Genomic DNA, 20,133 nt, shown 5'->3' on the forward strand with positions numbered 1-20,133 from the left:
GGCGCGAAACGCGCCCCGGGACCCCTGGCCCATAAGCGTCGCGTGGAGCATGATCCTACACACCGCCAAGCAGATATCCGCCCGCAACGTGCTCGAAGGGCTGCGCCAGGGCCTGTCCAGGTTCTCGGGGCCCAGCCGCGTGGCGCTGGTCATGGCCGAAACCAGGGACGCGCCCCTCAAGGTGCTCGACCCCAGGCGGCTTCTGCGCGGGCACGAGCCCAAGCTGGCGAAACTTTTCCTGGAATCCCAGGATTGGCGCGACAACGCCCCGGACACGGCGGCCATGAAGCCCTTCGGGCAGGCCTCCTGGGCCGAGAAGCTCCACCTCACCGGGCTCATCTGCGCCGGGGGCTACTCCCAGCCGCTCTTCTACCAGATGTGGTTCACCGAGCTGCACCCGAACATGTGCTCCACCGGCCCCACGGAGCGTTGGCTGGAGCACGCCTCCTGGCTTCTGGCCCACGACTACGCCTCCGAGGGCGCGTTCTTCACCTCGGCCTCCAAGCACGCCCTGGAGGCCTTCGAGCAGCACGCCATAAGGAACCACCTCTTCCAGGAGATGAGCAGGACCCTGGGCCGGCCTCCGCGCATCCCGCTCTATCCCGTGCTCCAGGCCGTGCTGGACATCTCCACCACTCGCGAGGAGGGCCAGCCCCCTGCCGGGCGGATCGTCTTCGTGGAGCCCGCCGACGCGGACAACGTGCCCTGGCTGGTGCGCTTCCCCGAGATCGAGCGGCCCCTCCTGCACAACGCCAAGCACGTGCGCAAGCTGCTTCTGAGCGTGGAGAACTCCATGCGCAGGCTGGTGAGCGACGGCGAACGGGTGCTCGGCGTCAGCGGCCCGGCCAACGGCCTGGCCTCGAGGCTCACGGCCGACTTCCAGGACCGCTTCGGATTTTTGCGCCTGGGCGGCAAGCCCGTGTGCAGCTTCGTGGACGGGGCCTACCAGTCCACCACGCGCAAGCCCAACCTGGTGATCCTGGAGGAGGCGCTCCTGGAGACCGAGATATCCGCCGAGCAGGGGCATTCGCTCTTCCAGGTGGTCAGCGCCATCGTGGACGAGGCCCGCAAGGAGGGCTTCGGCTGCTCCCTGGTGCTGGACCCGCGCGAGGCCCTGCCCGTGCTCGCGGGCCAGCACGTGGACCCGCCCCTGTGCCTTTCCGAGCCGCAGTTCCTGGACCTGGCCAAGTCCCTGGCCAAGCTCGACGGCGCGCTGCTGCTCACCGGGGGCAGCTGCCTCAAGGCCTTCGGCTGCCTGCTGGACGGCAAGGCCGTCGAGTCCGAGGACCGCTCCCGGGGGGCGCGCTTCAATTCGGCCATGCGCTTCACGGCCATGCACCCGGGCATCATCGCCGTGGTCGTCTCTTCGGACACCCCGGTATTCATCTTTCAGGGCGGGGTTCAGCTGAACGCCGCGTGCGACCTGCGCGCCGAGGACGAACTCGACCTCGATCCCCCCGCGCTGGCGACCTGGCTGGAGGAATAGGCGCGGTGCCCGCGAGCTACGTCGTCTACCGCCGCACCAGGGACGGCCGCCTGCGCCGCCTGCTCAGGCTGCCCGTCTGGCTGCCCGCCTTCGTGGCCGCGTTGTCCCTGGCCGGGGCCGCGCACCTGGCCTTCAGGCTGCCGGAGATGGCCGGGCTTCGCGCCCTGGGGCAGGAGGTGCGCCAGGCCCGCCACCAGCGCGCCAAGGAGCGCATCGACCTGCTCGTGGCGCACGAGCGCCTGGCCTCGCTTCGCCGGGAGCTGGACCCCGTGGCCACCCTCAACTCCAAGCTCGCCGGATTCACGAACCTCTCCGACGCCTCCGGCGAGGTGCGCGGCGTGGGCTCGGCCGGGATGATGGAGACGGGCGCGGCCGACGAGCGCCGCCTGGGCCGCCAGCTCACGGCCATGGCCCGGGCCCTGGTGGAGGAGATCGCCTTCCAGGAGTCCCGGCAGCGCCAGCTCGCCTCGATCATGCGCGAGCGCGCCCTGGAGTTCGCGGCCAGGCCGTCGCTGTGGCCGGTGCGGGGCAACCTCAATTCAGCCTTCGGCTACCGCTACATGGGCCGCTCTCGCGACCACCACAAGGGCGTGGACATCGGCGTGCCGGTCGGCAGCCCCATCGTGGCCCCGGCCGACGGCAAGGTGGCCTTCGTGGGCTACGAGTCCGGCTACGGGCTCAAGGTCGAACTGGAGCACCGCCACGGCGTGAGCACCATCTACGCGCACCTCAAGTCCTCCCTGGTGGAGGAGGGCGACGAGGTGGCCAGGGGCTCGCGCATCGCCCTTTCGGGCATGAGCGGCCGCACCACGGGCTCGCACCTGCACTACGAGGTGCGCGTGAGCGGCCAGCCCGTGGACCCCATGAACTACATGCTGGATTGACGGCCCCGCCCGCGCGGCCATGAGTGTGGACGGACGGGTTCACTTTCTGCTATTCTCCCTCTTTCCCACACAGCGAACATGACAGGATAGACACGATGAAATACGTGCTTTTCGCCCTCGCGGTGGTTTTCGCCGCGTCCGGGTGCTCGAAATACGAGGTCTACGAGAGAAACCTCCAGTACATGACCATGGAGACCTTCGAGGCCGAGAGGTCCATCGCGATCAAAGAGCTCGAGCAGGCCCAGTCCGAACTGGCCGAGGCCCAGGCCTCGGGCGACAAGGCCCGCATCGCCAAGGCCACCGAGAAGTACAAGCTGGCCTGGGAAAAGGCCAAGAGCGTCAACGCCGAGGAGCGCCGCAGGAACCGGCCGTACTAGGGCTCGCGGGGTTCTTCTCCCTCTTTTGCGCCCGGCCTCCGAGCGCCGTGCAGCTTCGGGCGCGCGAAAGCGCGCCTTTTGTTTTGTCCCCAGCCGCGCGAAGGTTTGGCTTTCTCGGGGCAGCGCCGCCAGCGGGAGTCTTTGGGCGGGCAGCTAGGCGTAGTTCTTGCGCATGGCCCTGAGCATGGCCTTCAGCCGGTGGGTGTAGTCGTGCTCCGCGAGCACCCGGGCGCGCGCGGCCCGGGCCAGGCGCTCGCGTCCCCCGGGGTCGTCCAGCCAGCGGCGGGCGAGCGCCGGTATCTCCTCCGGGGGGCCGTAGCAGGCCAGCTCCGTTTCCGGGTCGAACAGCGCCTCCAGCTGCTCGCGCCGGTCGGTGAGCAGGAACCCGCCGCAGGCCGGGACGTCGAAGGCGCGCTGGTTGGGCGCGCCCTTCATCTGCAGGCTGGTGGCGTTGAAGTTGACCCGGCAGCGCGGGTAGAACCCGGGCAGGTCGCGGTAGTAGTCGAGCGGAGGGTGCAGCCGCCAGCCGCCCGGGGGCAGGAGCCTCATCCAGCCGCCGTCCCCGGCGATGAGCGGCGAGAAGGACAAAAGCGCGCGCACGCGCTCCAGCCGGTAGAGCCTCGTGGCCTCCCAGGTGAGCAGTTGCTCCATGTCGAGCCTCGCCTGGGCGTCCGGCAGGGCTTCCCACAGGGCGGCGAGGTCCGGGCGGGCGTTTCGCATGAAGCCAAGGGCCTCGCGCTCTGGCGAGGCCGCGAAATCCGCCGCTGCCGCCAGGGCCGCACGCCTGGCCTCGGGGTGGGCCGAAAGGCGCTTTGCGAGCCCGGCCACGGGCCTTTCCATGGAGTCGCCCACGAAGCCCGCGTCCGCGAGCCACTGCCCGCGCCCTGGGCAGCCGGGGGCGAAGAGCGCCGTGTCCGTGGCCAGGGGCAGATGGCTCACCAGGTCGAAGCCCAGGCCGCGAAGCCCCGGGAGCGTGTCGGCGTCCCAGGTGAAGAGCGCGCACCAGGGGCTTGCCTGCCCCGGATGGTCGTGCAGGATGAGCCTTGGGCTGTCCACGAACCAGGAGGCCAGGGGCAGGGCCATGCGCTCGAACAGGCGCATGAGTTCTCCCTGGCGGTCCAGGCCCAGGTGGTTCACGGTGAGGGCGAAATCGGGCCTGAACGTGGCCGCCGCCGTGAGCAGGGCCTCCACGAACCCGCTCTCGAGCCTGCCGCCCAGCGGCAGGGGCAGCTGGAAGAGCTCCCAGCCCAGGCGGGCCGAGGCGGACGTTATCTCGCGCTGCAGGAAGTAGCCGCTGGTGAAGAGGAGCAGGCGGGGGGAGGGGCCCCGGAAGCGCGGGGCGCGAACGCGCTCCCAGAAACCTTCGCCAGCCGGGGTATGTCCGGCTTGGCCGGCGGCCACGGTCAACGCCCGCCGGAGCTTTTCTTGGCCTTGGCGGGCGCGGGGGCCGGCTTTTTCTCCTGGGCTTCCTTGGCCTTGGTCAGCTGGGCGATGCGCGCGTTCAACGTGTCCACCTGGTGCTTCTGCTGGGCCGAGAGCTTCTGGACGCGCTGCTCGCACTGGTTCTTGAGGTCAGCCTCTCGGGCGGCCATGTCGTCCTTGATCTTCTTGATCTCGGCTTCCTGGGCCGCGATGAGCTGGTTCTTCTGGGCGAGCTGCTTCTTGAGGTCCTCTCCCGAGCAGCCGCCCAGGACAAGGGCCGCCAGGGCGGCCAGGAGGATGCGTTTCATGGGAGCTCCTATTTGATCTTCTTGACCAGTTTGCCCTGCTCGTAGAGTTCGTCGCGCACGAGTTGCCCGGAGTCGTCGTATTCCTTGAGCGGGCCGTGGAGCTTGCCCCCCTTGAAGCCCGCCTCGGTGCGCACGTGCCCGGTCTCTCCCCAGAGCTTCGTGTTCTCCGAGACCTTGCGCCCGCCCTGGAACACGGCCACGGTCTCCTCCTCCAGGCGGCCGGACTCGCCGTAGCGCCGGATGGTCCAGGTGTCGGAGGCCACGGAAACTTCCTCCGCGATCTGGCCGTTCTCGTACCAGACCTTGCTGGAGACGAGCCTGCCGCCGGAGTACACGGCCTCCAGCCGGGGTTTGCCGGACTGGTGGAGGTCCTGCACCTGGCCTGAATAGGGGGCGGAGTCCCCGGATTTGTGTATGAGGCCGCCGCGCTCCTCCATTTCCTCGGGGGAGGCGGCCGCCTGGGCGGCGTGGGCCTGGGGCCGCAGGAGGGCCAGGGCCAGCAGAAGGGCTGTGACGAGGGTGCGCATCGGGCCCAGGATAGCCTCAGGGGTTTTCACTGGCAAGGGCCAAGCCCCGCTTGCTTTCCGGTGGCGATGACGGTAGCTAGCGCAGGGCAGGGAGCAATCGCTGACCTTTCCTGGAGTCCGCAAAGCGCAATGACCTTCCCCAAATCCAATAAGCGCGAAAAATCGTCGTCCTTTCTTTCCCCGCACCGGAGCGACCTGATCGTCGGAGGCATCTGGATAACGAGCCTCGTCCCGGCGTTTATGATCTCGGTGTTCAAGAACGACCCTTTGTACGCGTCCGTGATCACCATCCTGATCCAGTTTTTGGCCTCGTTCGGCTCCATCACGCTCTTCGGCGTGATCAGCCAGCTCATCTGCTACCGCTACATCGAGTCCACCGAGGTGCACGACCGCATGATGGACGGCCTGTTCTACGGCTTCCACGCGGGCATGATCATCTGGGTGCTCTTCGCCTTCGCCCGGATGCTCTTCGGCAAGCGCACCGTGGGCGAGATCAACGCCCTCATCGGCGTCTTCGGGATCATGTGCATCCTGAGCTGCATCATAGGCATCCTCTGCGGCTTCATCTACGGCCGCTGGGAGGAGCGCAAGCGCTCCAAGGGATTCTAGCCCGTGCGCGTCCTGTTTTGCGGGGTGGGCGAGGCCTTCGACGAGGCCCTGCCCAACACGAGCCTGCTGGTGGAGGCCACGGCGAACGGACAGCGCCGCGAGGTGCTGCTGGACTGCGGCTTCACCGCCGCTCACGCCTACTGGCTGCACGGACCAAAGCTCGACGCCTCGCCCGACGGCCCCGACGCCGTGTGGCTCTCGCACTTCCACGGCGACCACTTCCTCGGCTTTCCGGCCCTGGCCGCGCGCATGCGCCTGGCCGGGCGCACTCGCGAGCTCGTCGTGGCCGGGCGCCCGGGCGTGGGCATGGCCGTGACCAAGGCCCTGGATCTGGCCTATCCCAACCTCCGGGAAAAATTGGACTTCCCCATTCGCTACGCCGAGTGCGAGCCCGGCGAATGCCTGGACGTCCTGGGCCTTTCGCTGGCCGGGGCCTACACCACCCACGCCGAGCCCTGCCTGGCGCTGCGCCTTGAGGACGACGACGCGAGCCTCTACTACTCCGGCGACGGAGCCCCGGCTTCAGAGTGCCTGGCCCTGGCCTGGGGAGCAGGGCTCGTGGTCCAGGAGGCCTTCGCGCTGGAGCCCGGCGACCCGGGGCACGGCTCCGTGGTCGAGGCCGCGGAGCTTGCGCGCGTGACCAGCCCCGGAGCCCTGGCATTGGTGCACCTTGAGCGCCGGCTCAGGGCCGGGAGCATGGCCGAGGTGGAGGCCCTCCTGGACGGCGCGGGTTTCGTCCCCCTGCCGGGCCACGTCCACACGGTCTGATCCGCTCACGTCAAGGCTTGGCCAGCGGGAAGCTCAACTGGAACATGGCGCCCTCGCCGTCGCGGCCAGGCCCTGCTGCGATCCGGCCCTTGAGCTGCCCGGCCAGCGACGTCACGAGGCGCATGCCCAGGGTCTGCGCCTCGAACGGGTCGAAGTCGCGGGTCAGTTCGAGCCCGTCGTTCTCAATCAGCGTCTCGACGCGCCCTCCCGTGAATTCCACCGCCACGCGTATCCTGCCCTTGTCGCGGTCCGCGAAGCCGTGCTTGATCGCGTTGGTGGCCAGTTCGTTCATGGCCAGGCCGAAGGGGATGGCCTGTTCCAGGGTCAGGAAGACCGGTTCCGCCTCGATCTCCAGGCTTATCTCGCGCTTGCCCCGGTGGGAGCTCACGAGCCTCGCCAGCAGTTGCCTGAGGTAGGCGGCCGCATCTATCCCGGCGAAGTCATTGGAGCGGTAGAGCTGCTCGTGGATCGCGGCCATCGAGGCGATGCGGCCCCGGCTGTCCGCGAGGGCGGCGCGGCCTTCCGGGCTGTCCAGGGTGTGCTCCTGAAGCGAGAGCAGGCTGGAGATGATCTGGAGGTTGTTCTTCACCCGGTGGTGGATTTCGCGCAGGAGCACCTTCTTCTCCTCGAGCGAGGCGGCCGTTTCGGCTTCCGCGCGCTTGAGCTGCGCGATGTCCACGTCCATGCAGTATTGGACGCTCTCGCCGCTGGCGGTCCTGATCACGGCGTGGCTGGAAAGAACCGGCGCGGGTGAGCCGTCCTTGCGCATAAGCGTCAGCTCCCCCGCCGGGATGGCCCGCCCGGTCTCGGCCATGCCCCGGATGGCCTGGCGCACCTCGTCACGCATGGGCGGAGGGATGATCAGTTCGATCAGGTTGTTCCCCAATGCCTCCTCGCGGGTGTAGCCGTAGAGTTTTTCCGAGGCCGGGTTCCAGTAATGCACGGTGCCGTCGGCGGAGTAGCCCTGCACGGACACGGATTCGATGGTGTCCAGGAGCGCGCGGAAGCGCTCCTCGCTCTCGCACAGCAACTCACGGGCCGTGACAGCCTCCGTGACGTCGCGCGCGCCGCAGAAGAAGCAACCGCCTCGCATCGAGGCGTCCCATTCGATGAAGCGGTAGGAGCCGTCCTTGTGGCGGTAGCGGTTCACGAAGCTCTTGACCTTTTCCCCCTTGCGCACGTGCGCGATGGCTTCGTCCGTGGTCACGAGGTCGTCCGGGTGGACGAGCTCCTTGTAGGGCATGCCGGTCAGTTCGGAGAGAGGGTGGCCGAGGGTCGCCTCCCAGGCCGTGTTAAGGCGCAGGAACCTGCCCTTCGCGTCGATCACGGCCAGCAGGATCACCCCCGACGAGAAGTAGCTCTCGAGGTCCTGAAGCCTGAGCGCCTGGCAGGACGCCTTTTGCCGCCAGCGCCGCATGATCGCGTGCAGTCTCCGGGAGAGCATTCTGTTCATCGTTGGCGTGCGTGGTTTTGGCGTTGCGGGAAGGACTTGTCCTCATCCTGCGGGAACAATACAGGATAAACGGAACATGTCGAGCCCTGGCGCGTGAATTCGGGGCACGCTCCTCACTCCAGCGCGGCCACCTTGGCCGCGTAGGCCTCCACGTCGAACTTGCGCCTGAGCCCCGCGAAATTCATGTACCGCACCGTGCCGAACACGGCCCGCTCCCCCCACGGCCGGTCGTGCACACCGCCCACGCACCAGGCCGCGCCCGCGTAGCCGTTGGGGTCGCGCCCGTCCAGGGAGTGGCGGTCGTTTAGGGCCAGTATCGTCTCCAGGGCCTCTTCCGGGCTTGCGGTCCACTCCAGGATCTTCTTCCCCCAGTACATGCGCATGTAGCCGTGCATCTTGCCCGTGAGGAGCATCTCGCGCTGGGCCGCGTTCCAGGCCGGATCGTGCGTGCGCCCGGCCTCCAGGACGTCGCGCGCGTACAGGTAGGGCCTTTGGTCCCCGGCGTGGGCGGCCAGGGTCTTTCTGGCCCAGTCCGGGAAGCAGGAGGTTCGGTCGTAATCCTCCCTGTACAGGCAGAAGTTGTCCGAGAGCTCCCGGCGCACCACGAGCTCCTCGACGAAGGCTTCCTTGTCCGCGGCCGGGGCGCGGCTTGAGAAGACCGCGAGCGCGGCGCGCTGGGCCGAGAGCATGCCGAAGTGCAGCCAGGGCGACAGCCCGGACTGCCCGTCCCGCGAGGGGTCGTTGCGCTTTTGCGCGTACCCCTCGAGCCCCGCGTCCACGAAGCGCCCGAGCGCGGCCAGCCCGGCGGCCTCGCCCGGCTCGAACCCTCCTGGCGCCCTGGCCCCGGCCAGGCCGGGCAGGGCGCGCTCCACCTCGTCCCAGGAGTAGCTCGTCCGGATCGCGGGCACGTGCCCGGCCTGGCGCGGCGGCTCGGGGAAGTCCTCAAGGAATTCGGGCAGCAGCCTGTGGATCTTGGGCCTGATGGTCCTGGCCATGTACTCGGCCTTGTCCGAGGCCGCGAAGCAGGGGACCACGTTGCGCGAGTCCACCTCGTAAAGCGGGCAGGGGAGCGCCGTGCCCGCCCGGCGCATCCAGGCCCGCTTGTGGCGCAGGGGGTCGAAGTCCGTCGCCACGGCCGCCGCGCCAAGCTCCCCGGCCAGCCGGGCGATTTCCACGGGCGGGTCGCCCAGCAGGCGCACGAAAGGCACGCCCAGGGCCTCGAGCTCCCGCGCGGTCTTTTTGAGCCCGTCCACCAGGAACCTGAAATGCCCCGGCGTGGCGGCCGGATAGGCGGGGTCCAGGCAGTGGGCGGCCACGAAGCCGCGTCCCAGACGCGCCGCGAGCCCGGCTGCGAACAAGAGCGTCCAGTTGTCGCGCGCCCTGTGGTCGCGGTGCATCCAGAAGACCACCGGCCCCGGCCCCGTGGCGCCCCCGGAGACGAGGCGCGCCCTGCGTTCGTTCATGTCCGCCTCCTCCTCCTGCTGCTTGCCAAGTGAGCCCGCACGCGGTAAAAGCGGAGAGCATCAAGAAAATTCCGGAAATACAGGAGTATATCATGCCTTCTTTCGACGCCGTCAGCAAGGTGGACCTGCAGGAGGTGGACAACGCCGTGAACAACACGGTCAAGGAGATCGCCACCCGCTTCGATTTCAAGGGGTCCAAGACGGAGATCGGCCTGGACAAGAAGACCAAGGTCCTCACCGTGACCACGGAAAGCGAGATGCGCGCCAAGGCCGTGCGCGAGATGCTCATCGGCAACCTGGTCAAGCGCAAGGTGGACACCCGCTTCATGGAGTTCGGCGAGGCCAAGCCCGCCGGGGGCTCGCTCATGCGCATGGAGGTCAAGGTCAAGGAAGGCGTGGACAAGGACACCGCCCGCAAGATCACCGGGCTCATCAAGGACTCCAAGATCAAGGTCCAGGCCCAGATCATGGACGACATGGTCCGCGTGACCGGCAAGAAGATCGACGACCTCCAGGCCGTGATGCGCCTGCTGAACTCCTCGGAGCTGCCCACGCCGCTCCAGTACGTGAACATGAAGAGCTAGGGGGAACCATGACCGGCAAGCTTTCCCGCATTCTCGCCGCCCTCGCGCTGGCCGCGCTCGCCGCCGGATGCGCCGGGGCCCAGCGCCCCCTGACCCCAGGGGAGTTCTACGGATTCTGCTGGCCCGCCCAGATCGACTACGACTGCTGGGACGACTCGCTCTGCCAGACCTACAGGGACTACCTGGAGCAGGAGCACGCCAGCAAGGAGGAATGCATCAAGGGATGCAACGAACTCCAGATGCTCGAAATGCGCCAGAACGCCATGCGCAACTGCGAGCACGCCATCGGCAACGCGACGGACTGGTGCATCATCTACTGCCGCCGCGCGTTCGATTATCCGCAGCAGAAAGGCGGCGAGGTCACGCAGCCGCAGTAATTCAGGGGCGGCCAGGGGGAGAAGCCTCCCCCTGGACTGTCCTTCAGATTTCCTCCGGCAGGCCGAACGGCTTGCAAACGACACCCATCGCCCGTCCGAAATAGAAGTCCATCTCGCGGGCCGAAACGCCGGTCTTCGCGGCGAACTCCCGCCTGAACGCGGCCTCGGCCCGGATGACCTCCCGCAGCCGGGCCAGCGCGGCGCTGTCCCCGGCCCGGGCCTCCCGGGCAAGCCCCGCTGCCTCGCCCGCCCCGAACGCCGCGTCATGGTACTCGATCAGCTCCCAGAGCCCCCCGCCCGTGTCCACCAGGTCGGCCCGCGTGAGCCGTCCCTCCCGGTAGATGGCCTCCAGGGCCGAGGTGTCCTCGCAAAAAAGCGCCCTGCACTCGGCCGGGCTGTTGCCGTGGATCAGGCAGGCTTTCGCCGCGCGGTCGTAGAACACGCAGGCGTGCCCGCCGCCGGCCCCGGCCAGCTTGACGACCTCGGCCGCGAGCCCCCCGACGGCCCCGGCCACGTTCTCGTGCACGGGCTCGCCCCGGCGCAGCGTCATCAGGCTTTCCCGGGCGATCAGCCCCGGGCGGACCAGTTCGAGGTCCTCGCGGTGTAAGGCCGGGCCGCCCTTGAGGCAGCACTCGCCGCAGCGGCGGCAGGAAGGGGTGTCGGTGAAGTTTGTCATGGTTTCCTTGTGAAATTTATAACGCGTGAAGCCGCGCCGGGCAAGGGATCAAACCCGGCAAGTGCCCGGCCCGCGCGGGCCGGGGTTGAATTTTCTTTGCAGCCCGGTGGAAAGCATGTTAGAAACTTCACGCGCGTGGTAGCCTTGGAGGATTGACAGTAATCTCTTATGCTTCTAATCCTTGTTTATCCCCATGTCGAGCCGCGCCACGAGCGCTTGCCGTGCGTTCGTGGGCTTAAGTCGGGAAAACGTCGCATCCGCAAGGGCGGGGCGCGATTTTCGTTAACAGGGCTGTAACTCTTACAACTCTTTTGGAGGAACACATGGCCAAACACCCGACCCCGTTGCTGGACCAGCTTGAGAGCGGTCCGTGGCCCAGCTTCGTCTCAGACTTGAAGCATGCCGCGGAAGTTCGCCACAAGAACCCCAAGGGCATCGAACTGCAGATCCCCGAGGACGTCATCGACGATCTGCTGGGCCTGCTTGAAATGTCCTACACCGACGGAACCACCCACTGGAAGCACGGCGGCATCGTCGGCGTGTTCGGCTATGGCGGCGGCGTCATCGGCCGTTACTGCGACCAGCCCGAAAGGTTCCCCGGCGTGGCCCACTTCCACACCGTGCGCGTGGCTCAGCCCTCCGGCCTGTTCTACAAGGCCGACTACATGGAAGAGCTGTGCGACCTGTGGGACTTCCGCGGCTCCGGCCTGACCAACATGCACGGCTCGACCGGCGACATCATCTGGCTGGGCACCACTACCCCCCAGCTGGAAGAGATCTTCTACGAGCTGACCCACAAGCACAACCAGGACCTGGGCGGTTCCGGCTCCAACCTGCGCACCCCTGCCTGCTGCATCGGCATGTCGCGTTGTGAGTTCGCCTGCATCGACGCGCAGCACATGTGCCATACTCTGACCAACGAGTATCAGGACATGCTGCACCGTCCCCAGTTCCCCTACAAGTTCAAGTTCAAGTTCGACGGCTGCCCCAACGGCTGCGTGGCCTCCATCGCCCGCTCCGACTTCTCCGTGATCGGCACCTGGAAGGACGACATCAAGATCGACCAGGCCGCCGTGAAGGCCTACGTCGGTGGCGAGATCCCGCCCAACGGCGGCGCCCACTCCGGCCGCGACTGGGGCAAGTTCGACATCCAGAAGGAAGTCATCGACCTGTGCCCCACCAAGTGCATGAGCTACGAGGGCGGCAAGCTGGCGATCGACACCAAGAACTGCTACCGCTGCATGCACTGCATCAACGTCATGCCCAAGGCCCTGCGCGTGGGTGACGAGCGCGGCGCGTCCATCCTGGTCGGCGCCAAGGCGCCCATCCTGGACGGCGCTCAGATGAGCTCCCTGCTCGTGCCCTTCATCCCGGCCGAGGATCCCTACGACGAGATCAAGGAAGTCATCGAGAACATCTGGGACTGGTGGATGGAAGAAGGCAAGAACCGTGAGCGCCTGGGCGAGACCCTGAAGCGCTTGGGCTTCCAGAAGGTCCTGGAAGTCACCGGCATTCCGGCCATGGCCCAGCATGTCAAGGAGCCCCGCACCAACCCCTACATCTTCTGGAAGGAAGACGAGGTGCCCGGCGGCTGGTCCCGTGACATCAACGAATACCGCAAACTGCACCAGCGCTAAAAGGGGGAACAACACATGGCGTTCGTTTCTTCCGGGTACAATCCCGCCAAGCCGATGGAGAACCGCATTTCCGACATCGGACCCCGGTTCTTCAAGGAATTCCTGCCTCCGGTCCTGGAGAAGAACTACGGCAAGTGGGTCTCCCACGAGATCCTCGAGCCCGGCCTTCTGGTTCACGAAGCCGAAAGCGGCGACAAGGTCTACACCGTGCGCGTGGGTTCCGCCCGCCTGGTGTCCACCGAGTACATCCGCGAGGCCTGCGCCATCGCCAAGCAGTACTGCGACGGCTACCTGCGCTGGACCACCCGCAACAACATCGAGTTCATGACGCCTTCCCTGGAGACCGCCAAGGCTCTGAAGGCCGACCTGAACTCCCGCAAGTTCGACAAGGGTTCCTTCAAGTTCCCCGTCGGCGGCACCGGCGCCTCCGTGTCCAACATCGTCCACACCCAGGGTTGGGTCCACTGCCACACCCCGGCCACCGACGCCTCGGGCACCGTGAAGATCATCATGGACGAGCTCTTTGATGACTTCACCAACATGCGCATGCCCGCCATCGTCCGCGTGGCCGTGGCCTGCTGCCTGAACATGTGCGGCGCCTGCCACTGCTCCGACGTGGCCGTCGTGGGCTACCACCGCAAGCCGCCGCTCATCGACCACGAGTACCTCGACAACCTCTGCGAAATCCCGCTGGCGATCGCCTCCTGCCCCACCGGCGCCCTGAAGCCCGGCAAGACCGATCTGCCCGACGGCCGCAAGGTCAACACCATCCTGGTGAACAACGAGCGTTGCATGTACTGCGGCAACTGCTACACCATGTGCCCCTCGCTGCCCCTTTCCGACCAGGAAGGCGACGGCGTGATCATCATGGTCGGCGGCAAGGTGTCCAACCGCATCTCCATGCCCAAGTTCTCCAAGGTCGCCGTGGCCTTCATCCCCAACGAGCCGCCCCGCTGGCCTACCCTGGCCAAGGTGGTCAAGAAGATCATCGAAGTGTACGCGGCCGAAGCCAACAAGTACGAGCGCCTGGGCGACTGGGCCGAGCGCATCGGCTGGGAGAGCTTCTTCGAGAAGTGCGAGCTGGACTTCACGCACCACCTGATCGACGACTTCCGCGATCCGGCGTACTTCACCTGGCGTCAGTCCACCAACTTCAAGTTCTAGGCAACCCATACCGGGGGGCGCGGGCCGTGAGGCCCGCGCCCCCCGGAAACCAAAGCGAGGTTCCGAATGGACGAAGCACAAGCCAAACAGCATATCATCGATACGCTGAAGGCCAAGACCAACAAGTCCAAGTTCTACCTGAAGGACTTCTACGCCTTCCTGCCGGACATGAAGAAGATGCAGGTCTCCAAGCTGGTCAACCAGATGGTCGCCGAGGGTTCCCTGGAATACTGGTCCTCCGGCTCCACCACCATGATCGGCCTCAAGGGCGCTGGCAAGCAGCACGCCACCGAGGAAGGCGACTAAGCCGCTTCGGAGCTACATTTTCTCCGCGTTCCGCGCCCGTCTTCCCTCAGGCATGAATGCCGACGGCAAGAGGGGCGCGGGGCGTGGTCAGTAGTTCAAGGGGCCGGACGGTCCCCATCCTTCCATGTACCGCATCCCCCGCCTCGTGCTCGCCGGTCTTTCCGGCGGTTCCGGCAAGACCATCGTTTCCTTGGGCCTCACGCGCGCCTGGGTGAACCAGGGGCTTGGCGTCGCGCCCTTCAAGAAAGGCCCGGACTACATCGACGCGGCCTGGCTGGGCCTTGCCGTCAGGCGTCCCGCCTGCAACCTGGACCCGTTCCTCATGGACCCGGACGTCATGGCCGCGCTGTTCGCGCACAAGGCCCAAGGCTCGGACCTGGCCTTCACGGAGGGCAACCGGGGGCTCTTCGACGGCGGGGACCTGGCAGGCACCTATTCCACCAGCCAGCTGGCGCGAAAACTCTCCTGCCCGCTGATCCTGGTCATCGACGCCACCAAGATGACCCGCACCGTGGCCGCCGTGGTGCAGGGCTGCGCCAATTTCGAACCCGGGCTCGACCTGGCGGGCGTGATCCTGAACCGCACGGCGGGCGACAGGCACAGGCGCATCCTGCGCGAAACCATCGAGCACTACACGGGCGTCCCGGTGCTGGGCGCGCTGCCCAAGCTGCGCGAGAACCCCATCCCCGAGCGGCACATGGGGCTCATCTCCAACCGCGAGTACGAGGGGCAGGAAGCCATCCTGGAATCCATCGCCTCGGTCGTGGGGGACTGCTGCGACACGGCCAAGCTCCTGGAGATCGCGCGAAAGGCCCCTGATCTGCGCGTAAACAGTGCGGACATCTGGCCCTCCCCGGTGACGGACGAAAAACCGCGCATCGGCTACGTGCTGGATGCGGCCCTGTGGTTCTACTACCAGGAGAACCTGGAGGCCCTGCGCCGCGCGGGCGCGGAGCTGGTGGAGGTGAGCCTTCTCTCGGACGCGCCCTGGCCGGACCTCGACGGGCTCTACCTGGGCGGCGGCTTCCCCGAGACCCAGGCCCAGGCCCTGGCGGACAACGCGGCCGTGCGCGCCCGCGTGCTGGAATTTTCGCGTGCTGGGATGCCCATCTACGCCGAGTGCGGCGGCTTCATGTACCTTTGCGAGGAGTTGCACGCCGAGGGCAAGATCTACCCCATGGCGGGCGTGTTCCCCCTGGCCACCACGCTCTGCGCGCGGCCCCAGGGGCTGGGCTACGCCCAGGCCAGGGTGGTGGCGGAAAACCCCTTCCATCCGGTGGGGGCGCTCGTCAAAGGCCACGAGTTCCATTACTCGCGCTGCCTGGCCCAGTCGTACTACACCGGCCACGGCGAGAGGCCCGCGTTCGCCCTGGAGATGGACAGGGGCTCGGGCATGCTCGAAGGCATGGACGGCGTGGTCAGCGCCAACACCTTCGCGGCCTACACGCACATCCACGCCCTGGGTTCGCCGCGTTGGGCCGTGAACTTCGTGAGCGCCAGCGCGCGCTTCGCCGCCGGGAAGAAGGCCGGGCCGGCCTAGATATCCCCTCGCATTCCCTGCGGGATGGACACGCGCCGCTTTCGCGCCCCCCGCGCGGCCGAATATCCGGCCGGTCCCACCGCGTCCATTTGCCGTGGCGGCCTGCGTTCCGAAGCCTCAGTACCTCGCCGTGAACGGCTTGTCGTAGCCTGTAAGCTCCACATGGCCCTCGCCCGTCACGGGCTCCCCGTTATTCGTCCCCTTGGCGCGCACGAGCCCCTCCCAATAGTTCACTCCGGTGGAGCCCTGGGTGTTCATCTCCTGGTCGGCGGCCTCGGGCGTGATCTCGAGCTCGAGCCCGCCAGCCGCGAGCTTCCAGCCGGCGGGGTAGCGGGCCTGGCTGCGCGGGCTGGTCCACGTGCTGGTGGAAGCGAGCATCAGGGCCGAAAGCGGAAGATGCGTGGCCGTGCCGTCAGGCGCGATGAGCGTCCCGGACGAGGCCTCGGCGAAGCCGTCCCCGGTGCGCAGGAAGAAGACCATCAGGTCCCACCCGCCGGTCAGGCGCAGGCTGAACCAATCCCACCCGGAAATGCCCTGCTCCAGCGGGGCCGACGAGTACTCGTGGTCCATCCAGGCCTGGCCAGTGACCGGGACGGTCTTGCCGTCTGTCGTCACGGACCCGCTCACGAACAAGCGCGGGAAGCTGTAGTAGCAACTGGCGCTCTCGGGCCGGGAGCCTTTGAGGCTGTAGCCGCCGTTTCCGTGGGCCACGGGGCCTTTTTGCGGCGAAAGCGCGAGCTCGAACGAGAAGCCGTCCCCGGTGGCCTTGAGGGCGTGCGCGCCTTGAGAGATCGCCAAATTCCAATCCCCCAGGAAGAAACGGACCGACACCGGCCCTTGCTCCCATCCGGCCAGGCCCAGGGCTTGGCGAGAAACGCGCTCGGACTGGACGTGCCTGCGCCCGGACACGTCCGTCAGGGCAGCGTGCCCGAGCATGATCTGGTTGGAGCGCCAGGCCGAGGGCGGGTCCGGCCAGGTCTTTTCCGCGCCCGAAGGCGCGAGCTGGCTGCGGAAGATGGTGAACTGGAACCCGAAGCGTCTGCCGTCGGATGCGGCGAGGCTTCCGGTGTAGTACCACCACTCGGTCTTGTGCCCGGGATGCGGGCCGTGGTCGCGGGGGAAGGTGAAGCCGCAGGGGCCGGTCACGGGTGTGAAGGCGTCCTCCCCACGGGAAAGCGCAGGAAACAAGGCAAGAAGCGCCCACGCGAGGCAAAGGGACGCCAAGCGAAGCCTCATCTCAACGCTCCCTCAGGGCCAGGGCGGGCGGGCGCGAGAGCGCGGCCCGGCACGCGGGCGGCCCGGCCAGAAGCACGGCGGCCAGCACGAGGGGCAGCGAGAAGGCCAGGGCGCGCCAGTCCGTGAGGTAGGGAAACGTCCAGCCAAAGGACTGGCGGTTGACGCTGTAGACCAGGATGGCTGCCAGGCCCGCGCCCCCGGCGATCCCGAGCGCAAGCCCGGCAAGGCCCAGGTGCAGTGCCTCGAAGAGCACCATGCGCGCCATCTGCCCGCCGCTCGCGCCCAAGGCGAAGAGCGTGGAGAGCTGGCGGGAGCGCTCGAGCACCCGCACCGTGAGCGTCACCGAGACCCCGAGCGCGGCCACGCCCAGGGCAACCATGAGAAGCACCCCGGTGATGGCGAAGGTGTCGTCGAAGATGGACGTGACGATGCGGTGCAGGCTGGGGCCGGGCACGGCCTCGATTGCGGGACCGTAGGGGCCGGACAGCAAGTCGGCCTGCAGGGCCTCGGCCCTGGCCGCGATGTCGCCGGACCTGTCCTTGAAGTAGACGCGGTAGCCCCCGGCCCCGGGCTCGCCGCCCAGGGCCCGGAACGCGCCGATGTCGAAATAGGCCTCGCCCCCGCGCGTGCGGTAGCTGCGCACCACGGCGGCCACGGGCACGTCGAGGCGCGCCGCGCCAACCTGCACCCGGAAGCGGTCCCCGGGCTTGAGCCCGGCCTGGGTGGCCAGGGCCTCGGCCACGGCCACTCCCCGGCCCGATTCCAGGAGCCCGGGCGCGTCAGGCAGAGCGTCCAGCACCGTGAAAGACGACAGACGCATGAGAAGCCCCATGTCCGTGGCCTCGAACTGGAACGGTACGCGGCCCAGGGTCATGTGTCGCCGCAGGTACTCCACAACTTCCACATCGCCGCGCGCCAGGAGCCAACGCTCAAGCCCGTCAGGCAGGGCGTCCCGGTAGCCGTTCAGCTCCGCCATGGCCGGACGCAAGAACAGGTCGCCCGTGACGGTCTGGTCCAGCCAGGTGAGAAACCCGGCCCGGAAGCTGTGCACCATGGTGGAGAGCGCCAGGAAAAGGGCCATGGCCGTGGCCAGCGCGCCCACGGCCACCGAGGCCCTGTCCTGCCCGCGCGCCCCCTGGGCGTTTGCGAGCATGGCGGGCGCGCCGCCCAGGCGGGCGAGCGGGGCGAGGGCGAGCGCCGTGGCGCGAAGCGCTGCCGGGGCCAGCAGGGCGAGGCCGATGAAAAGCGAGAGGATGGCCAGGTACCCGGTGAGGGCGAACCCGGGCGGGGAGGGCATCCCGCTCACGGGCCAGGCCGCGAGGCAGAACGCGAGCCCGCAGAGGCTCGTGAAGGTGCGGGCGCGGCGCGGGGAGCGCTCTTCGGCCGCGTGGATGGCCATGGCCTCGCGCGGGGGCACGCGCATGGAGCGAAGCGCTGGCCCGGCCGAGGCCAGAAGCGAGATGGCGAGGGTGACTGCGAGCGACGTGGCGACCTCGGCCGGGTCGAGCCTGGCCTCGCCCACGGCCACGCGCACGAAGAGGTTGTTCACCGTGGAGGCGACGCCCGAGAGCATGGCGTCCGTGGAGAGCGCGGCCACGGGCATGCCGATGAGCCAGCCCAGCGCCCCGAGCGCCGCGCCCTGAAAGAGCACCAGCGAGGTGACCATGCCCGGCCCCGCGCCGAGCGAGCGCAGCACGGCGAGCTCCTTGCGTCTGGCGGCCGCGTCCAGCGAGACCAGGCTGTAGACCAGGAACATGCCCACGAAGAGCGACACGAAGGAGAGCACCGTGAGGTTCAACTGGTAGGCCCCGATCATGGCCAGCCCCGATTCGCGGGCCTCGCCGGGCGGGGCGGCGCGCACGCCCGGCGGCAGGAGCGGGGAAAGCGCGTCCGGACCGTACCCGGGGGCCAGGATCACGTCGATGCGGTCCACGAGCCCGGCCACGCCGAGAAACTCCTGCACAGTGGCGATGTCGGCCACGGCCAGGTCGCCCGATTCCACGCCGCCAAGCCCTTGGGCGTCCAAAACACCCAGCACCGTGAAGCGCGCCTCGCGGCCCGAGGCGCGAAGCGGGGCCGGATCGCCGGGGGCAAGGCCGAGCCTTTTGGCGGCGGCCTGGCCCAGGACCATGGTGTCCGGCCGGGCCATCAGGGAGAGCCAGTCCAGGGAGGGCTGGCCGCCCGGGGCCGCGCCCAGGCGGAAAGGCCGGTCCAGCAGAGGATCGATGCCCACCATGCGCAGCGGGCGGCCGTCCGGGCCGGCGACGTAGGCCGAGAGCACGGGCGAGGCGTGGCGAACGGCCGGATGGGCGAGCAGAGCGGCCACCAGGCGCTCGTCCACGCGCGCCCCCGGGGAGGAAACGGCCACGGAGGCCGTGCCCGTGAAGGCGTCCATGTTGCGCCTGAAGGCCTCGCCGCAGGCGTCGGCGGCCAGGCGCACGCTCAGGAAGACCGACGCCCCGAGGCCCACGCCCAGGGCCACGGCCAGGCAGCGCCAGGGTTTACGCCCCCACTGGCGCAGCACGAACCAGGCGGCCAGGAGCGGGAAGTTCACGCCGGTGGGCACGCCCCCTCCGAGACGCGGCCGTCCTTGACGCAGAGCGCGCGGTCCGCCGGGTGGCCGGCCAGGTCGCCGTGGGTGGCGATGACAACGGTGCGCCCGAGCCGCGAAGAGAGCCCGGCCAGGTGGTCCATGACCACTTGGCCGCTCGCGCTGTCCAGGTTGCCCGTGGGTTCGTCCGCCAGAATCACGGGAGGGTCGTTGATCAGGGCCCGGGCGATGGCCACGCGCTGCATCTCCCCGCCCGAGAGCTCGTCCGGCAGGTGGGCGGCCCGGGGGCCGAGCCCCAGGCGCTCGATGAGCTCCATGGCCCGGGGCCGGACCCTCGAAAGCGGCTCCCCGGCGAGCAGGGCGGGCAGGCAGGCGTTCTCCAGCGCGGTCATGGTGGGCATCAGGTTGAAGCTCTGGAAGACCATGCCGACCACGTGGCGGCGAAAGTGCGTGAGCACCGCGCGCGAGGCCCGGCGCAGGTCATGCCCGCAGACGGTGAGTTCGCCGTCCGTGGGGGTGTCCAGGCTGGCAAGCAGCGAAAGAAGCGTGGTCTTGCCCGAGCCGCTGGCCCCCGTGATGAGCACCAGCTGCCCAGGCAGGACGGCGAAGCTCGCGCCGCGCACACCCGGCGAGTCGCCTCCGCGCGACGGATAGAGCCTGGCCAGGTCCCGGGCCAGGATGACGGGGCTTCCGGCCGGGGTTGCCAACGGCTGGCGGTTGGGCGATGTCATTTACGGCTTCTATCCTCGCAAGGCCGAGCGAGGT

The 20,133-nt window shown here is 68.3% G+C and carries 20 protein-coding genes; 11 read left to right on the forward strand and 9 right to left on the reverse strand.

The annotated features are described in order from the left end of the window. The first annotated feature begins 49 nt into the window (after positions 1 to 49). From ACZ5V4_RS12925 to ACZ5V4_RS12935, 3 genes are all read left to right on the forward strand, one after another. Positions 50 to 1,486, forward strand: a complete 1,437-nt coding sequence (locus tag ACZ5V4_RS12925; protein ID WP_464315272.1) for a DNA integrity scanning protein DisA nucleotide-binding domain protein — start codon at positions 50 to 52, stop codon at positions 1,484 to 1,486. 5 nt (positions 1,487 to 1,491) lie between these two features. Continuing rightward, on the forward strand, positions 1,492 to 2,370 hold the full coding sequence (locus ACZ5V4_RS12930) for a M23 family metallopeptidase (protein WP_464315273.1): 879 nt from the start codon (positions 1,492 to 1,494) through the stop codon (positions 2,368 to 2,370). Positions 2,371 to 2,465: 95 nt separating this feature from the next. Further along, positions 2,466 to 2,747, forward strand: coding sequence for a hypothetical protein (locus ACZ5V4_RS12935; protein ID WP_464315274.1), 282 nt, complete (start codon positions 2,466 to 2,468; stop codon positions 2,745 to 2,747). Positions 2,748 to 2,900: 153 nt separating this feature from the next. Here ACZ5V4_RS12935 and ACZ5V4_RS12940 read toward each other — a convergent pair whose 3' ends face one another. Genes ACZ5V4_RS12940 through ACZ5V4_RS12950 form a run of 3 tightly spaced genes read right to left on the reverse strand, consistent with a single transcriptional unit; the run spans position 2,901 to position 5,004 of the window. After that, positions 2,901 to 4,148, reverse strand: coding sequence for a glycosyltransferase family protein (locus tag ACZ5V4_RS12940; RefSeq protein WP_464315275.1), 1,248 nt, complete (start codon positions 4,146 to 4,148; stop codon positions 2,901 to 2,903). A gap of 2 nt (positions 4,149 to 4,150) precedes the next feature. Beyond that, on the reverse strand, positions 4,151 to 4,477 hold the full coding sequence (locus ACZ5V4_RS12945) for a lipoprotein (RefSeq protein ID WP_464315276.1): 327 nt from the start codon (positions 4,475 to 4,477) through the stop codon (positions 4,151 to 4,153). Between the two features lie 8 nt (positions 4,478 to 4,485). Further along, on the reverse strand, positions 4,486 to 5,004 hold the full coding sequence (locus ACZ5V4_RS12950) for a toxin-antitoxin system YwqK family antitoxin (protein WP_464315277.1): 519 nt from the start codon (positions 5,002 to 5,004) through the stop codon (positions 4,486 to 4,488). Between the two features lie 129 nt (positions 5,005 to 5,133). On the opposite strand from ACZ5V4_RS12950, the gene ACZ5V4_RS12955 reads away from it, so the two are divergent. Together ACZ5V4_RS12955 and ACZ5V4_RS12960 are read left to right on the forward strand one after the other, a co-directional pair. Then, the gene (locus ACZ5V4_RS12955) at positions 5,134 to 5,613 is read left to right on the forward strand and encodes a hypothetical protein (protein ID WP_464315278.1); all 480 of its coding nucleotides are present in this window, start codon (positions 5,134 to 5,136) and stop codon (positions 5,611 to 5,613) included. Positions 5,614 to 5,616: 3 nt separating this feature from the next. Beyond that, positions 5,617 to 6,381, forward strand: coding sequence for an MBL fold metallo-hydrolase (locus ACZ5V4_RS12960; RefSeq protein ID WP_464315279.1), 765 nt, complete (start codon positions 5,617 to 5,619; stop codon positions 6,379 to 6,381). A gap of 10 nt (positions 6,382 to 6,391) precedes the next feature. On the opposite strand, the gene ACZ5V4_RS12965 is transcribed toward ACZ5V4_RS12960, so the two are convergent. Further along, entirely contained in the window at positions 6,392 to 7,825 is a 1,434-nt protein-coding gene (locus ACZ5V4_RS12965) for a sensor histidine kinase (protein WP_464315280.1), read from the reverse strand. A gap of 122 nt (positions 7,826 to 7,947) precedes the next feature. Continuing rightward, positions 7,948 to 9,297 (reverse strand): deoxyribodipyrimidine photo-lyase, encoded by a 1,350-nt coding sequence (locus ACZ5V4_RS12970; protein WP_464315281.1) that lies wholly within the window; start codon positions 9,295 to 9,297, stop codon positions 7,948 to 7,950. A 92-nt stretch (positions 9,298 to 9,389) separates the two neighbouring features. Here ACZ5V4_RS12970 and ACZ5V4_RS12975 point away from each other — a divergent pair, with 92 nt between their 5' ends. Together ACZ5V4_RS12975 and ACZ5V4_RS12980 are read left to right on the forward strand one after the other, a co-directional pair. Continuing rightward, the gene (locus ACZ5V4_RS12975; protein WP_464315282.1) at positions 9,390 to 9,881 is read left to right on the forward strand and encodes a YajQ family cyclic di-GMP-binding protein; all 492 of its coding nucleotides are present in this window, start codon (positions 9,390 to 9,392) and stop codon (positions 9,879 to 9,881) included. 8 nt (positions 9,882 to 9,889) lie between these two features. Continuing rightward, the gene (locus ACZ5V4_RS12980; protein WP_464315283.1) at positions 9,890 to 10,258 is read left to right on the forward strand and encodes a hypothetical protein; all 369 of its coding nucleotides are present in this window, start codon (positions 9,890 to 9,892) and stop codon (positions 10,256 to 10,258) included. A 43-nt stretch (positions 10,259 to 10,301) separates the two neighbouring features. Here the strand turns inward: ACZ5V4_RS12980 and ACZ5V4_RS12985 are convergent, their stop codons facing one another. Beyond that, a complete protein-coding gene (locus ACZ5V4_RS12985) occupies positions 10,302 to 10,934 on the reverse strand; it encodes a YkgJ family cysteine cluster protein (protein ID WP_464315284.1) in 633 nt (210 codons plus the stop codon). 323 nt (positions 10,935 to 11,257) lie between these two features. Between ACZ5V4_RS12985 and dsrA the strand changes: the two genes are divergently transcribed. From dsrA to ACZ5V4_RS13005, 4 genes are all read left to right on the forward strand, one after another. Continuing rightward, positions 11,258 to 12,571 carry a dissimilatory-type sulfite reductase subunit alpha gene (gene dsrA / locus ACZ5V4_RS12990; RefSeq protein ID WP_464315285.1) on the forward strand — a complete coding sequence of 438 codons (1,314 nt, stop codon included), beginning with the start codon at positions 11,258 to 11,260 and terminating at the stop codon, positions 12,569 to 12,571. A 15-nt stretch (positions 12,572 to 12,586) separates the two neighbouring features. Beyond that, positions 12,587 to 13,735 (forward strand): dissimilatory-type sulfite reductase subunit beta, encoded by a 1,149-nt coding sequence (gene dsrB, locus ACZ5V4_RS12995; protein WP_464315286.1) that lies wholly within the window; start codon positions 12,587 to 12,589, stop codon positions 13,733 to 13,735. Positions 13,736 to 13,801: 66 nt separating this feature from the next. Further along, positions 13,802 to 14,041: a dissimilatory sulfite reductase D family protein gene (locus ACZ5V4_RS13000; RefSeq protein ID WP_464315287.1), complete on the forward strand. Its 240-nt coding sequence runs from the start codon at positions 13,802 to 13,804 to the stop codon at positions 14,039 to 14,041. 124 nt (positions 14,042 to 14,165) lie between these two features. Beyond that, positions 14,166 to 15,581, forward strand: coding sequence for a cobyrinate a,c-diamide synthase (locus ACZ5V4_RS13005; protein WP_464315288.1), 1,416 nt, complete (start codon positions 14,166 to 14,168; stop codon positions 15,579 to 15,581). Positions 15,582 to 15,698: 117 nt separating this feature from the next. Here the strand turns inward: ACZ5V4_RS13005 and ACZ5V4_RS13010 are convergent, their stop codons facing one another. The 3 genes from ACZ5V4_RS13010 to ACZ5V4_RS13020 all read right to left on the reverse strand — a co-directional run bounded on the left by ACZ5V4_RS13010 (position 15,699) and on the right by ACZ5V4_RS13020 (position 20,099). After that, on the reverse strand, positions 15,699 to 16,727 hold the full coding sequence (locus ACZ5V4_RS13010) for a lipocalin-like domain-containing protein (protein ID WP_464315289.1): 1,029 nt from the start codon (positions 16,725 to 16,727) through the stop codon (positions 15,699 to 15,701). Positions 16,728 to 16,818: 91 nt separating this feature from the next. After that, positions 16,819 to 19,383 carry an ABC transporter permease gene (locus ACZ5V4_RS13015; protein WP_464315290.1) on the reverse strand — a complete coding sequence of 855 codons (2,565 nt, stop codon included), beginning with the start codon at positions 19,381 to 19,383 and terminating at the stop codon, positions 16,819 to 16,821. Beyond that, positions 19,368 to 20,099, reverse strand: coding sequence for an ABC transporter ATP-binding protein (locus tag ACZ5V4_RS13020; RefSeq protein WP_464315291.1), 732 nt, complete (start codon positions 20,097 to 20,099; stop codon positions 19,368 to 19,370). Before ACZ5V4_RS13020 ends, ACZ5V4_RS13015 begins: the two co-directional genes overlap by 16 nt. Between the last annotated feature and the right edge of the window lie 34 nt (positions 20,100 to 20,133).

Source organism: Fundidesulfovibrio sp. YSD1 (assembly GCF_055397115.1).